Annotated in this window: 13 protein-coding genes; 10 read left to right on the forward strand and 3 right to left on the reverse strand. The window is 74.3% G+C overall.

The window, feature by feature from the left end:
* Positions 1-92: 92 nt before the first annotated feature.
* Together H5V45_RS10170 and H5V45_RS10175 are read left to right on the forward strand one after the other, a co-directional pair.
* Complete coding sequence (locus tag H5V45_RS10170) at positions 93-389, forward strand: type II toxin-antitoxin system VapB family antitoxin (protein ID WP_185252823.1); 297 nt, start codon at positions 93-95, stop codon at positions 387-389.
* A complete protein-coding gene (locus H5V45_RS10175; RefSeq protein WP_185252824.1) occupies positions 389-892 on the forward strand; it encodes a LytR C-terminal domain-containing protein in 504 nt (167 codons plus the stop codon). The genes H5V45_RS10170 and H5V45_RS10175 overlap by 1 nt, the downstream gene beginning before the upstream one ends.
* Positions 893-916: 24 nt before the next feature.
* Here H5V45_RS10175 and H5V45_RS10180 read toward each other — a convergent pair whose 3' ends face one another.
* Both H5V45_RS10180 and H5V45_RS10185 read right to left on the reverse strand, forming a co-directional pair.
* On the reverse strand, positions 917-2,425 hold the full coding sequence (locus H5V45_RS10180) for a potassium/proton antiporter (RefSeq protein WP_185252825.1): 1,509 nt from the start codon (positions 2,423-2,425) through the stop codon (positions 917-919).
* A 125-nt stretch (positions 2,426-2,550) separates the two neighbouring features.
* On the reverse strand, positions 2,551-3,591 hold the full coding sequence (locus H5V45_RS10185) for a TlpA disulfide reductase family protein (protein ID WP_185252826.1): 1,041 nt from the start codon (positions 3,589-3,591) through the stop codon (positions 2,551-2,553).
* A gap of 46 nt (positions 3,592-3,637) precedes the next feature.
* Here H5V45_RS10185 and H5V45_RS10190 point away from each other — a divergent pair, with 46 nt between their 5' ends.
* The 5 genes from H5V45_RS10190 to H5V45_RS10210 all read left to right on the forward strand — a co-directional run bounded on the left by H5V45_RS10190 (position 3,638) and on the right by H5V45_RS10210 (position 9,529).
* The gene (locus H5V45_RS10190) at positions 3,638-5,149 is read left to right on the forward strand and encodes an FAD-binding protein (protein WP_185252827.1); all 1,512 of its coding nucleotides are present in this window, start codon (positions 3,638-3,640) and stop codon (positions 5,147-5,149) included.
* Positions 5,150-5,396: 247 nt separating this feature from the next.
* On the forward strand, positions 5,397-6,575 hold the full coding sequence (locus H5V45_RS10195) for a pyridoxal phosphate-dependent aminotransferase (protein ID WP_185252828.1): 1,179 nt from the start codon (positions 5,397-5,399) through the stop codon (positions 6,573-6,575).
* A 55-nt stretch (positions 6,576-6,630) separates the two neighbouring features.
* Complete coding sequence (locus H5V45_RS10200) at positions 6,631-7,080, forward strand: WXG100 family type VII secretion target (RefSeq protein ID WP_185252829.1); 450 nt, start codon at positions 6,631-6,633, stop codon at positions 7,078-7,080.
* On the forward strand, positions 7,077-8,075 hold the full coding sequence (locus tag H5V45_RS10205) for a hypothetical protein (protein ID WP_185252830.1): 999 nt from the start codon (positions 7,077-7,079) through the stop codon (positions 8,073-8,075). The genes H5V45_RS10200 and H5V45_RS10205 overlap by 4 nt, the downstream gene beginning before the upstream one ends.
* Positions 8,072-9,529 (forward strand): type 1 periplasmic-binding domain-containing protein, encoded by a 1,458-nt coding sequence (locus tag H5V45_RS10210; RefSeq protein WP_185252831.1) that lies wholly within the window; start codon positions 8,072-8,074, stop codon positions 9,527-9,529. Before H5V45_RS10205 ends, H5V45_RS10210 begins: the two co-directional genes overlap by 4 nt.
* A gap of 42 nt (positions 9,530-9,571) precedes the next feature.
* Here the strand turns inward: H5V45_RS10210 and H5V45_RS10215 are convergent, their stop codons facing one another.
* Complete coding sequence (locus H5V45_RS10215; protein ID WP_185252832.1) at positions 9,572-10,858, reverse strand: YncE family protein; 1,287 nt, start codon at positions 10,856-10,858, stop codon at positions 9,572-9,574.
* A gap of 193 nt (positions 10,859-11,051) precedes the next feature.
* Between H5V45_RS10215 and H5V45_RS10220 the strand changes: the two genes are divergently transcribed.
* The 3 genes from H5V45_RS10220 to H5V45_RS10230 are packed head-to-tail and all read left to right on the forward strand — an operon-like array spanning position 11,052 to position 13,898.
* Positions 11,052-11,495, forward strand: a complete 444-nt coding sequence (locus tag H5V45_RS10220; RefSeq protein WP_185252833.1) for a hypothetical protein — start codon at positions 11,052-11,054, stop codon at positions 11,493-11,495.
* Position 11,496: 1 nt separating this feature from the next.
* The gene (locus H5V45_RS10225; protein WP_185252834.1) at positions 11,497-12,432 is read left to right on the forward strand and encodes a hypothetical protein; all 936 of its coding nucleotides are present in this window, start codon (positions 11,497-11,499) and stop codon (positions 12,430-12,432) included.
* Positions 12,429-13,898, forward strand: coding sequence for a hypothetical protein (locus tag H5V45_RS10230; protein WP_185252835.1), 1,470 nt, complete (start codon positions 12,429-12,431; stop codon positions 13,896-13,898). Before H5V45_RS10225 ends, H5V45_RS10230 begins: the two co-directional genes overlap by 4 nt.

Below are 13,898 nucleotides of genomic sequence, written 5' to 3' on the forward strand. Positions count from 1 at the left end.
TAGTGCCGACCCCGCGAAGCACCGGGGCGTACGCCGGTGGGCAGCCGCGCCGGACGCCGGTGGCGGAGCGTCGGGCTGGCTATAGTCGCGGCGTGATCTTCAAGCGCGTGGGCGACGGTCGTCCCTACCCCGACCACGGGATGTCCTCCCGCGGCTGGGCGTCCGTCCCGCCGCGCCAGGTCCGTCTCGACCAGCTCGTCACGATCAAGGACACGCTGCAGCTGGCCGCGCTGCTCGACGAGGACTCGACGTTCTACGGCGACCTCTTCGCGCACGTCGTGGAGTGGCGCGGGGAGTACTACCTCGAGGACGGCCTGCACCGCGCGCTGCGCGCCGCCCTGCAGCAGCGCCACGTCCTGCACGCCCGCGTCCACACGATGGAGGGCTGATGAGCCAGGGACTGCGCACCGCGATCACCGTGAGCGTGCTCGGCCTGATTCTCGTCATCGGTGCCGCGTGGGGCTACTCCTCGCTGACCGAGCCGTTCCCGGGCAAGGTCGACGCACCCCTGTGCACGAACGTCTCGGTCGCGCAGGGCGACAAGGTCTACGCCGACCAGGTCGTGGTCAGCGTCTACAACGCCGGCACCCGCGAGGGCCTGGCCGGGCGGACGATGCAGCTGTTCACCGACAAGGGCTTCACCGAGGGTGACAGCGGCAACGCGCCCGACAAGGCCGAGGTGGCCACCGCCGAGGTCTGGGCCAAGGACCCGAAGAACCCCGCCGTCCAGCTGGTCGCGGCGAAGCTCGGACCCGGCACCGAGATCCGGCGCCGGGCCACCGAGGGCGTCGGCGTGACGGTCATCGTCGGCGACGACTTCACCAAGCTGGTCAAGGGCAAGTCCTTCATCCGCTCCGCGGAGGACGCCACGATCTGCAGCCCGTCCGGCTGACGTCGTACGCCGGGGGGCGCGTGCTCAGGGACGCCGCTCGCGGTCGCCGAGCCACTGCGCCAGCCGGCCGCCGTCGCTGACCTGGCGGAGCCTGTTCTCGGTCTGCTCGCGCAGCTTGCGCGGGGTCACGACCAGCAGGTCGTCGCCGTGGCGCAGGACGGTCCGGCGCTCGGGGACCAGCGTCTCGTCGTCGCGGATCACCATCGAGATGGACGCGCCCTTCGGCAGCCGGAGCTCACCGACCTCGACGCCGTGCATCTTCGAGACGGGGCTGATCGTGACCTGCAGCAGGTCGGCCGCCACCCGCTCCAGCGGCGCCGCCTCGACCTCGAGGCCGCGCGGCTCGGAGCGGCGCGCGACCTTGAGGACGCGGGCGACGAGCGGCAGCGTCGGGCCGGTCAGCAGGGTGTAGAGCACGACCATCACGAAGACCAGGTCGAAGAGCCGTTGCGAGCCGGTCACCCCCTCGGCCAGCGGGATCGTGGTGAGGACGATCGGCACCGCACCGCGCAGCCCCGCCCACGACAGGAAGCCCAGCTCGCGCCACGGCATCGGCTGGACCACGGCGCTGACGAGCACCGAGAGCGGGCGCGCGACGAACGTGAGCACCAGCCCGGCGACGATCGCGAGCCCGACGATGGACGGGGTGATCCGCGCGGGCGAGAGCAGCAGCCCGAGCATCACGAAGAGCCCGATCTGGGCCAGCCAGGCGACCCCCTCGGTGAACGAGCGGGTCGCGCCGCGGTGCGGGAGGTCCATGTTGCCGAGGACGAGCGCGGAGACGTAGACCGCCGCGAAGCCGGAGGCGTGCACGGCGGCCGCGGTGCCGTAGGCGAGGAAGGTGAGCGTGAGGACCGCGAGCGGGTAGAGGCCCGACGACGGCAGCGCCGCCCGGCGCATCACCCAGGCGCCGCCGAAGCCGACGGCCAGCCCGAACCCGACACCGGCGACCAGCTCGTAGACGATGATCCCGAAGGCGCCGAGCACGCCGTTGTCCGCGACCGCGCCGGTGCTGATCAGGGTCACGAGGACGACCGTCGGGGCGTCGTTCAGCCCCGACTCGGCCTCGAGCGAGCCCGTCAGCCGTTTGGGCAGGGGCACCACCCGGAGCACCGAGAACACCGCCGCCGCGTCGGTCGGGGAGGTCACCGCGCCCAGCAGGACGGCGAGCTCCCACGAGAGCCCGAGCGCGTAGTGCGCGGCCAGGGCGACGACCGCGACGGACACCGCGACCCCGATCGTGGCCAGCGACAGCCCGAGCCGCATCGCCGGCCGGGCCTCGCGCCAGCTGGTCGTCAGACCACCCTCGGCCAGGATCACCGCGAGGGCCGCGAAGCCCAGGGAGTGCGCGAGCTCGGCGTTCTCGAAGCCGATGCCGACGCCGGCCTCCCCCAGACCGACCCCCATGAGCAGGTAGATCAGCAGGCTCGGGAGCCCGGCCCGCGAGGACAGGCGCACGGCCAGGATGGCCAGGAGGGTGACGGCGGAGCCCACCAGCAGAAAGGTGTCGAGCTGGTGGACGTCGAACGTCACAGGGGTCACCTCGCGCGATCGCAGGGGCGGCGGACACGCAGTCTATCGGTGACCGGCCCCGGCCCCGTGCGGCTGCGACGGGGCTGGACCGGGGCCGCTCGGGGCCGTGCGTGCCGGCTCGGCGATCAGGTGGTCGGGGTGTAGCCCGGGCGCCCCGAGGCGTCCCACTCCTCCCAGAACGAGGTGAACTCCTCGCCGAGGAACGGGTCGCCGCCGGTCATCGCGATCCCGCCGCGACGCACCGTCCAGTCCCACGGCGCCAGCGCCTGCCCCGCGGCGAGGTGCCGCCGGGCCGCGTCGGTGCGGCCGGCGCGCTGGAGGTACGCCGCCACGCGGCGCTCCGCGAGGGCCCGCTGCTCGTCGTCGGTCCGCGTGGGCGGCGGCTGGGCGGCGCTCGCGGGGAGCCGGCCCTCGCGGACCCAGGCCCGCAGCAGGTCGTGGTGCTGGCGGCTGTCGATCAACGTGAAGTCGACGAACTGGTCGTCGCCCGGCGCGATCGTGGGCGGCTTCACCACGTTGTCGTCCTCGTCGACCCACACGACCGAGGGGACGTTGGTGATCCCGAACCGCTCGGCGGTCACGTGGGCGGTGTCGATGCCGACGGGGTAGGACGGCCCGGACTCCCCCACCGCCTCGATCCACGGCCGGGAGTCCTCGGGGCTGGCGTCGAGGGCGACCGAGAACAGCCGGAGGCCCTGATCCGCGAGCTCGTCCTGCACCTGCTGCCAGCCGGCCAGCTCGTGGCGGCACCCGCACCAGGACGCCCAGGTGACGAGCACCCGCTTGGAGCCCGAGAGGTCGTCGAACGAGACCGGGTTCCCGTCGACGTCCGGCAGGGTCAGCGAGGGAGCCTTGCCGTCGGCCAGCTCGCGGGAGCGCACCGCGGCGGACGGCGCCAGCGCGGCCACGCCCTCCTCCGGGTCGTGGACGAGCAGCAGCCCGAGCGCCTCGGTCCAGGCGGCGAGGTCGATCCCGCCCGGGTGGTCGGGGTCGGTGAGGGTGCGGCCCAGGAGCGGGACGCAGACGTCGCCCCGGCACAGCCCGACCGGCTTGAGGTCCCAGCCCGTGGCCGTGGCCAGGCCGGCGGCGTCGACGTACCCCTCCGGCGCGCCGTCGGGCGCGGCGAGGTCGTGCTCGCGGCCGTCGACGTCGATGAGGGTCAGCATGCGTCCGAGGATCGCACGAAACTGAAACTTGTTCTAGATTTGGCCCATGACCTCCGCGACGTCCGGCACCACCGTCCCCGAGGTCCTCGACGCCTCGTCGCTGAGCGGGGCGCCGGCGTACGACGTGGTCGTCGTCGGCTTCGGGATCGCCGGCGGCTGCGCGGCGCTCGAGGCGGCGCGGGCCGGCGCGCGGGTGCTGCTGCTGGAGCGGGCCGCGGTGCACGGCGGGACGTCGAGCATGTCCGGCGGCCACTTCTACCTCGGCGGCGGGACCGCCGTGCAGCGGGCGACCGGGCACGGGGACTCGGCCGACGCGATGTACGACTACCTCCTCGCCACGTCGAAGGACCCCGAGCCGGACAAGATCCGCGCGTACTGCGACGGGTCCGTCGAGCACTTCGACTGGCTGGAGTCGCTGGGCTTCGCGTTCGAGCGGTCGTACTACCCGGAGAAGGCGGTGATCCAGCCCGGCACCGAGGGGCTGATGTTCACCGGCAACGAGAAGGTCTGGCCCTACCGCGACCGGGCCGTCCCGGCACCGCGCGGCCACAAGGTGCCGGTGCCCGGCGACACCGAGGGCACCCGGCTGGTCATGGACCTGCTGCGGGCGCGGGTCGAGGAGGCCGGCGTCGAGGTGCGCTACGAGACCGGGGCGACGAACCTCGTGGTGGACGGGGGACCGGCGGACGGAGCCCCCGACGGCGGCCGGGTGGTGGGCGTCGCCTGGCGGTGCTTCCAGGAGACGGGCGTCGTGGCCGCGTCGGCCGTGGTGGTCGCGGCCGGGGGCTTCGTGATGAACGCCGACATGGTCGCCGAGCACACCCCGGCACTCGGGGCGAAGCTGTTCACCCTCGGGTCGACGTACGACGACGGGCTGGGCATCCGGCTCGGCGCCTCGGTCGGCGCGGAGCTGCGGCACATGGACGAGCCGTTCATCACGGCGCCGTTCTACCCGCCGTCGGTGCTGGTGACCGGGGTGCTCGTGAACAAGCGCGGCGAGCGGTTCGTCGCCGAGGACAGCTACCACGCCCGCACGTCGGCGCACGTGCTCGCGCAGCCCGACCACGCGGCGTACCTCATCGTCGACAGCGAGCACGTCGAGCACCCGAAGATGCCGCTGGTGCCGTTCGTCGACGGCTACGAGACCGTCGCCGAGATGGAGTCCGGGCTCGGGCTGCCACCGGGGTCGCTCGCGGCGACGCTCGCGCGCTACGACGAGCACGCCGCCCGGGGCGAGGACCCCGACTTCCACAAGCACCCCGACTGGCTCGCGACGCAGTCGGTCGGGCCGTGGGGGGTCTACGACCTGACGCTCGGGACCGCGCTGTACGCCGGCTTCACCCTCGGCGGCATACGCGTCACCGTCGACGGCGAGGTCCAGCGCCCCGACGGCTCCGTCGTCCCCGGGCTGTACGCCGCCGGCGCCTGCGCCTCCAACCTCGCCCAGGACGGGGCCGGCTACTGCTCCGGCACGCAGCTCGGAGAGGGGTCGTTCTTCGGGCGGCGGGCGGGTGTGGCAGCGGCGGGGAGTCGGGAAGTTTCACCGGGTACCCGGTGAAACTGGCGCTCCTGTCATGGAACTCCGTGACACAAGCGCCAGTTCCATGACACCAGCTCGGCGGTGGCGCGGCACGCTGCGGGAGTTTCATCGGTCGACCGACGAAACCCGCGCCGGGACGGCGAAGCTTCACCCGACCACCGGGAGTTCCACCGGTCGACCGACAAAACTCCCCCACCCGCCCACCGGGAGTTTCACCGGCCGACCGACGAAACTCCCCCACCCCGCCCGCCCGTAGGGTCGCCCCATGAACCGGCTCCAGGTCGCGACCCGCGCCAACGTGCCGCCGTTCCACGTGATGGACCTGCTCGCCGCGGCGACCGAGCGGCAGCGCACCCACGGGGACCTGCTCAACCTGTTGGCGGGCCAGCCGAGCACGGGCGCGCCGGGGCCGGTCCGCGACGAGGCGATCCGGCTGCTGAACAGCGGCGACCCCCTCGGCTACACGCCCGCCGCCGGCATCCGGGAGCTCCGCGAGGCGATCGCGGGCCACCACCGGCGCGCGCACGGGGTCGAGGTGAGCGCGGACGAGGTGGTGGTGACGACGGGCAGCAGCGGGGGGTTCCTGCTGGCGTTCCTCGCGGCGTTCGAGGTGGGCGACCGGGTGGCGATGGCCCGCCCCGGCTACCCCTGCTACCGCAACGTGCTGACCGCGCTGGGCTGCGAGGTCGTCGAGATCCCGACCGGCCCGGAGACCCGCTTCCAGCCGACCGTCGAGCAGGTCGCGGCGCTCGGCGACATCCGGGGCCTCGTCGTCGCCAGCCCCGCGAACCCGACCGGCACGATGCTGCTGCCGAGCGAGCTGGCCGCGCTCGCGGCGTACTGCGAGGAGCACGGCATCCAGCTGATCTCCGACGAGATCTACCACGGCATCGAGTACGCCCCCCTCGACGGCCACGCCCCCCTCGCCCGCAGCGCCTGGGAGACCAGCCGCGAGGCCGTCGTCTTCTCCAGCTTCTCGAAGTACTTCTCCATGACCGGCTGGCGGATCGGCTGGATGCTCGTCCCCGACCGGCTGCGCCGCGCCGTCGACGTCCTCACCGGCAACTTCACGATCTGCCCGCCCGTGATCGCGCAGCGGGCCTGCCTCGCGGCGTTCGACGACGCGTCATACGCCGAGCTCGACGGCCACGTCGAGCGGTACGCCGCCAACCGCCGCCTCCTGCTCGACGGGCTGCCCCGCCTCGGGATCACCGAGCTGGCGCCGGCCGACGGCGCGTTCTACGTCTACGCCGACGTCGGGCACCTCACGGACGACACGATGGCCTTCTCCCACGACCTGCTCGCCCGCACCGGCGTCGGCGTCGCGCCGGGCATCGACTTCGACACCGCGCACGGCGGTCGCTCGATCCGGCTCAGCTTCGCCGGCCCGGGCGCCGACATCGAGCGCGCCCTGGACCGTCTGTCCACAGCCCTCACGCCCTGACGTTTCGCGTCCCCCGGTCCGGGCAGGGTTCCTGCAGACGACCCGAGGAGGAGCGATGTACGGCGACACCAGCGTCATCCGCGCCCTCGCCCGCGACCTGCGCGAGCAGGCCGCCGACATCCGCACCGAGGCCGACCGGCTGGTCGGCCAGGCGGACGCCGTCCACTGGAAGGGCCTGGCCGCCGACGCGATGCGGCACCGCACCCGCGAGCGGGCCGCGGCCCTGCGCCGCTCGGCCGGCCTGCACGAGGACGCTGCCGACGCGCTCGACCACCACGCGCACGAGGTCGACCGCCTCAAGGACCTGATCGCCGCCATCGAGCGCAAGGTGCACGGGCTGATCGAGGGCGCGCGCGACCGGCTGGCCGACCTCGGCCACGGCCTCGTCGACGGGCTCCGCAAGGTCCTGCCCGACGCCGGCGACCAGCTGCTGGACCGCTTCGTGCCCCCGCCGCCCGGCAACAAGGCCTGGCTCGACGTCGACGTCCCGGGGCTCGGCCGGTGACCCGGGTCTCGATCCGGCTCGACGGCACGCCGGCGCCGTCCCCCGGGCTGCTCGCGCGCGTGCCGCGGCGGGTCCGGCTGTCCCGGCAGGCGGTCGAGGCGCTCGCCGACCGCACCGGCACCCCCCTGCCGTGGTCGGCGTCGGCCACCGCGGAGCCGTCGCGCACCGAGCGGAGCCTGGGCCCGCAGGTGCCCACGCCCCGCGGCGGCGACGCCGCCACCTCCGACCCCGATCCCCAGCCCGACGCCGCCACCTCCGACCCCGATCCCCAGCCCGGCGACGGCACCGACCCCGAGGCCGAGCTCCGTGAGGCACGGCTGCTCACCGCCGACGGCCAGCCGCACCCGGAGGTCGCCGGCGCGCTCGCCGTCTTCGGCGCCCCCGAGGCGCTCGTCGACGTCGACCTCTCCGTGCGCCGCAACCAGGCCGCGAGCGGCTTCGCCCAGGTCCGCTCGTGGCAGCGGCTGCGCGCCGGGCGGGTCACCACGATGGCCACCGCGGGTGGTGCCGTCGAGCTCGGCTGGTTCGACGACGACCTCTGGCAGGTCGACCTGGCGCGCACCGTGACCGTCACCCGGCCGCGCACCACCGCCCGCGCCCCCGAGCAGGTGCTCGACCTGCCGCACGAGCTGCTCCTCGGCTCCGGGGAGGCGCTCCGGCTGCACCGCGGCGACGTCCTCGCCGAGCTCGTCGCCCGGCACGCGGGCAGCGTCTTCGCCGACGACGGCGACCTGCCCCTGGGCCTCGCCGGCACCGACGAGCAGGTGCGGCTGCTCAACACCAGCGCGCTGGGCCGCCTGCGCACGGTCGTCTCGGGCCTGGGCCCGACCGGCGCGCGGAAGGTCGGCTGGGTCAGCTGGCTGCTGTTCCCCGACGGGTGGCGTGCGCTCACGCCGTACTCCTCCGGCGGCGTGGCCCGGGTCCGCATCCACCCCGTCGAGCCGCTGCGGCTGGGCGTCGACGTGGCCGCCCTCGTGACGGGGGTGCGCGCATGAGCACCGAGCCGCACCCGGTCCCGATCACGGGCGTCACCGGCGGGTCCGAGGGCGTCGAGGCGACGTACGACGCCGTGCTGGCCCTCGCCGCGACGTACGACACCGCCGGCAACCAGATGCGCGACTGGGCCGGGCGCGGCGGCCGGACGCTGACCAACGGCGACCTCGTCGAGTCCGCGATCCTCTCCCCGATCAGCTTCGCCGAGGCCGAGGCCTCGGTGATCGCCGCGACGACCGGCCCCGACGGCGTCCTGGTCGAGTCCCTCGGCTGGGAGACCGACGCGATCCTGATCCGCGTCGTCGTCCGCGTCTTCCGGGAGACCGACGACCTGGCGCACGGCACCTTCGAGGTCGTCGACTACCTCGTCGGCCGGATGATCGGCTTCACCCTCGTCGTCTCCGCGCCGGCGCTGCTGGCGACGGCCCTGACCGCCGGCCCCGTGGCGTACGTCGTGTGGCAGCACCTCCCCCCGGCCCTCCAGCAGCAGCTCGAGCGCGACGCGGCCGGCGCCGGCGCGGCCCTCGAGGACTGGCTGGCCGAGCACCCCGAGGTGCTGCAGCACCTCATCAACGGCGGCGGTGGGCTGCTCGACGGCCTCTGGGACGGCACCACCCCGCTGGTGCCCGGGGGTCCGTTCGGCCTGCCGTCCTTCACCCCCGACACGGAGTCGGCGGCCGGCCTGCTCGCGGCGCTCTTCGGCCCGGACGGCGACCCCGTCGTCTCGACGACCGACCTCACGACGCCCAGCGGCGGCACCCAGCCGGGCAGCCTCGCCGACGTCGTCACCCACCTCGGCGAGACCAACGACCTCGACAACGGCACCATCGAGATCCAGACCATCGACGACGGCCAGGGGCACGTGCGGCACATCGTCTACCTCCCCGGCACCGACGACCTCACCACGATGCCGTGGACGCAGGACGGCGACGTGCGCGACATGGCCACCAACTACCTCCTCATCAGTGGCCAGGACAACGCCTACCTCGAGGGCATCCGGCTGGCGATGCAGGAGGCCGGCATCCAGCCCGACGACCCGGTGCTGCTCGCCGGGCACTCCCAGGGCGGGATGGAGGCCGCCGCGCTGCTGAGCAACGACAGCGGCTTCCACGTCACCAACGTCGTGACGGCCGGCGCCCCGACCGCGCAGGTCGACGGCTTCCCGCCCGGCACGCACGTGCTCTCCCTGGAGAACCAGGGCGACGTCGTGCCGCTGCTCGACGGCGAGGAGAACCCGGACTCGCCCCAGCAGGTGACCGTGCACTTCGACGACCAGGGCTCGAGCATCGGCGACAGCCACGGGCTCGACCACTACGCCAACGGCGCCGCCGCGGTCGACGCGTCGACGGACCCCTCGATCGTCGAGCAGCTGCAGAGCCTGCAGGACAACGGCTACCTCGGCGCGGGCGACGGCAGCGTCTCGAGCCAGGTCTTCGAGATCACCCGCGGCCCCTGAGCGCCGTACGCCGTCGGCACACCCCGCCGCAGCGGCGTTGCCTCAGAGCCCCGCGACGAGGCTCCGCGCGACGAACCCGTTGCGCACCCGCTGGGGGTGGTCGCCCACCGAGACGGTCCGGGTGACCCGGCCGGTCCGGTAGGAGATCTTCGAGACCTGGTCGGTCCCGCTCCAGGAGATGTAGCAGGTGCGGCCGTTCGCGCTGGGGGTCACCCAGTACGGCTTGCCGCCCTCCTTCTTCAGCAGCTTGCCGCGCTTGAACGTCCGTGCGTCGACGACCGTGGCGTAGTCCGACATGGTGCCGGCGACGCAGATCTTCGTGCCGCGCGGGTTCATGGCGATGCCGTGGTGGGCGGAGTCGAGGAGGTACTGCTCGCGCGGGGTGTCCTTGACGAGGTTCGGCAGGTGCTTGACCCGGACGATCTTCCCGCTGGCGCGGTCCAGCGCCACGAAGCCGTGGAAGAACGACAGCTGGAAGTAGAACGTCTTCTCGTCGGGCGACAGCGTCATCGGCCGCACGGCCGTGCTGACCTGTTCCATGCCCCGGTCGTCGAGCGCCTTGCGCAGGTCGTAGCGCCGCTCGATCTTGAACGTCCTGGCGTTGACGATCTGCAGCACCCGCTCCTGCTTGGTGTCGTCGCCCTCGGGCTGGTCGACGGGGCTGTAGACCATGCCGATGCTCGCGTGCAGGATCCGCCGCCCGCCGTCGATGAAGACGTTCTCGTGCGGGGAGCCGCCGGAGGGGAACTGGCCGACCTCGCTGCCGTCGCGCACCCGCAGCACGTGCACGACGTTCGCGGTCGAGGCGCTGACGACCACGCGCTTGCCGTTGGGCGAGATCGCCATGTGGTCGGAGCGGTAGCCCGCGACCGGGAAGCGCCAGAGGATCTTCTTGGTCTCCAGGCTGATCGCGACCACGTCGGCGAAGGACGGGCGGGACACGATCAGCCGGGTGCCGTCGTTGGAGGAGTACATGTCGTCCACGAACTGGTCGTGGCCCTCGCCGATCGCCTCGCGGACGGCCAGGAAGTAGGCCAGCCGGTCGGGGTTCGTCGAGATCTCCATCATCCGCTCGTCGTAGTCGGGGATGACGTTGATCCGGCCGAGGCGCTTGAAGGTGCCGGGGGCGAGCACGTCGGCGGTCCCGTCCCAGTTGTTGCCGACGAAGACCGCGCGACGCACGTCGCCGTCGGGCGTCTGCCCCTCGACCGCCGTGGCCGGGCCGCCGGTCAGCAGGATCCCGAGCAGCAGGGGCACCAGGCCGGCCAGCACGGCGAGGCCGGCGGTCGGTCGTGCGGCACCCCGGCAGGGGGTCGGGACTTGCGACATGGGTCCACCTCTCGACGGGCGGCACGGCGCCGCTCCCCCGGGCAACGACCGGGACCACGGCGCGGTTACGGCGTGTGCCGCCCCGCTCCGGCTCCGGTCGGACCCGGTCTGGTGGGCCCGATTGTGCACCCCCCGGCGTTTCGCGGCACCCGATTGCGGGAAGGGGCCGAGGACCCCCCGAAGGACGTGAGGCATGTACGGCGACACCGACGTGATGCGGAAGCGAGCCGCCCAGCTGCGCGAGCAGGGCGTCGACATCCGCGCGATGGCCGACCACCTGGTCGCCCAGACCGAGGGCATCGGGTGGTCCGGACGCGCCGCGGAGTCGATGCGCGAGCGGGTCCGCGACCGCGCCGCCCACCTGCGGGAGGTGGCGGCCGGGCACGAGACGGCCGCCGAGTCGCTCGAGAAGCACCTCCTGGAGGTCGACCTGCTCAAGGAGTCGATCGCCAGCACCGAGCGCCGGGCGGGCTCGATCGTCGCCGACGCCCGCACCCGGGTGGCCCGCGTCGACGCGCACGACGACCCCGACGGCGTCCGCCGCGAGGCCGACCCCGGCGACCGCGCCCTCGCCGCCTTCACCCCGCCGCCGAGCGGCCACCGCGACTGGCTCGCGGTCGAGATCCCGGGACTCTGACATGCCGACCATCGACCTCAGCACGCCTCCGCCCCCGCCGGCGGGACTGCTCGACGCGCTGCCGCGCCGGGTGTCCCTGACGCTGCCCGAGCTCCGTCTCGTCGCCGAGCGCGCCGGCGGCGCCCCCCTGCCGTTCGACCTCGTCGACGGCGGCGCGCGACCGGGTGGGAGCGCCCTGGACGGCCGCCTCGGCCAGAGCCGCGGCACGGCCGAGACCACGGCGTACGCCGCCGCGCTGGACGCCCTGCACGACCCCGAGACCTCGCTGACGCGTCGTGGCCTGCTCACCGGCCGGACCGTCGACGACGGCCTGCTCGGCGCGGTCGGCCTGCTGGCCACCCCCAGCGTGGCGCTCGACCTCGACGTGACGGTCGGAGGCGTGCAGGCCAAGGCCTGGCACCGCCAGGACGGGGCCGCGGTGGCCACGCTCGCCACCGTCGACGGCATCGTCTTCGAGCTGGCCTGGCTGCCGACCGCACTGTGGCCCGGCGAGCTGGCCCGCACCACGGTCGTGCCCGAGGACGTCACCCTGCACGAGTCCGCCGTCCCCTCGCTGGTGACGCTGCCCTTCGAGCTCGCCGACGCCGCGGGCGAGGCGCTGCGCACGGGGCGCTCCGACCTGGTCCCCGTGCTCGCCGCCCAGCACCACGGCCAGGTCGTCGACGGCACCGGCACGCTGCTCGGCGACGCCGACGTCGTGGGCCTGCTGACCGCGGTCGCCCACGAGTCCCGCGGCCGGCTGCGCGCGCTCGTCGCCGACGTGTCCGGCAGCGAGACCACCGTCGTCGGCGTCGTGTCGTGGGTGTTGCTGGCCGACGGCTGGCGCTCCCTGCGGCCGCACGAGGTGGACGGCGTGCAGCGCGTCGAGCTCCGACGGGTCCAGCCCAACGACCTCGCCGCCGACCTGGCGCCCGTGCTCGCGGAGGTCGTCGGATGACCGAGACCTCCCGCACCCCCGACGACGCGCGCACCGACCTGCTGGGCGAGCCCAGCGACGCCACCGGCGACCACCGGGCCGACCACCGGGCCGACCACCGGGCCGACGGCCCGGCCGAGGGCACGCCGCGGCCGCCGCTCACCGCGGTCGAGGCCGCGGACCTCGCCGACAAGTACGACCGGATGCTCCGCCTCGCCGACCTCTTCGACTCCTCGGGGGCCGAGATGCGCTCGCGCGCCCGCCTCGGCGCCGAGGTGCTGGGCGACCCGGACGTCGCGGACTCCGCGGAGCTGTCGCGGCCGACGTACACCCGTGCCGACGAGGACATCCGCTCCGCCACGACCGGCAAGCACGGCCTGCTGACCCGCTCCATCGAGCTCGACGCCGACGCGCTCATCGTGCGGGCGACGGTGCTGACCTACCGCTGGATCGACGAGCTCCAGGACGCGGCGTACAAGACCCTCGGCTCGATCGCGGGCCGCGCCATCGGCTACCTCGCCCCCGAGGTCGCGCTGGGCGGCGCGATCGTCTCCGCGGGGCTGATCGAGACCGACGCGCTCGACCGCGACGGGGTGGCGTCGTACCTCAGCGACCTCGCCGAGAACAACCCGCAGCTGATGGACCACGTCGCCTCCGGTGGCGGTGGCCTGCTCGACGGGCTGCAGATGCGCTCGCTGCTGACGGTGGGCGTGCTCAACGGCGAGACCGGCCGGCTGGCCGCGCGCGGGGGCCTGCGGTCCACGGGCGTCGCCGACTTCGCGCCCGACCCGGGCTTCGCGCTGCGCGACATCGCCGGCTCGGTCGTCACGGCGCCGCCGGTGTCCGCGACGGACGAGGACGCCCCCGCCGCTCCCGGCGGCGGTCGCGCTCCCGCCGCTCCCGGCACGGCCCCCCGCAGCATCGAGGAGTTGATGACGACGCTGGGCGAGACCACCCGCAGCGTCACCGTGCAGCGGGTCGCCCCGGGCCGCTTCATCGCCTACCTCCCGGGCCCCGACGGCGGCGGCAGCCGCCGGCTGCGGCTGGTCGGCGGCGACGCCTCCGGCTACGCCGCCCAGGTCGTCCGCACGCTCGAGAAGGCCGTCGCCGACGAGGCCGGCGCCCGCGTCATGCTCGTCGGCTCCGCCCGCGGCGGCGTCACCGCGGCCGAGCTCGCGGCGGTGCCGGCGTCCTCGTCCTTCAGCATCGAGCACGTCGTCATCGCCGGTGCCCCGTCCGCCCAGGTCCCGCGGATCCCCGCGGCCACCCGGGTGCTCTCGCTCGAGGACCGCGCCGACCCCGTCGCCCTGCTCGGCTCCCTCATCAACGCCGGCACCGACAACCGGCTCACGGTCGTCTTCGACAGCGCGGGCGAGCGCGGCGACGCCGCGTACGTCGTGGGCGGCCGTGCCGCCGACCGCGCGGAGCACCCCGAGCTGCGGGCGGAGATCGCGCGGATCCAGGAGCTGGGCTACCTCGCGGGGTGA

It is taken from the genome of Nocardioides luti (assembly GCF_014212315.1).
GTDB lineage: Bacteria > Actinomycetota > Actinomycetes > Propionibacteriales > Nocardioidaceae > Nocardioides > Nocardioides luti.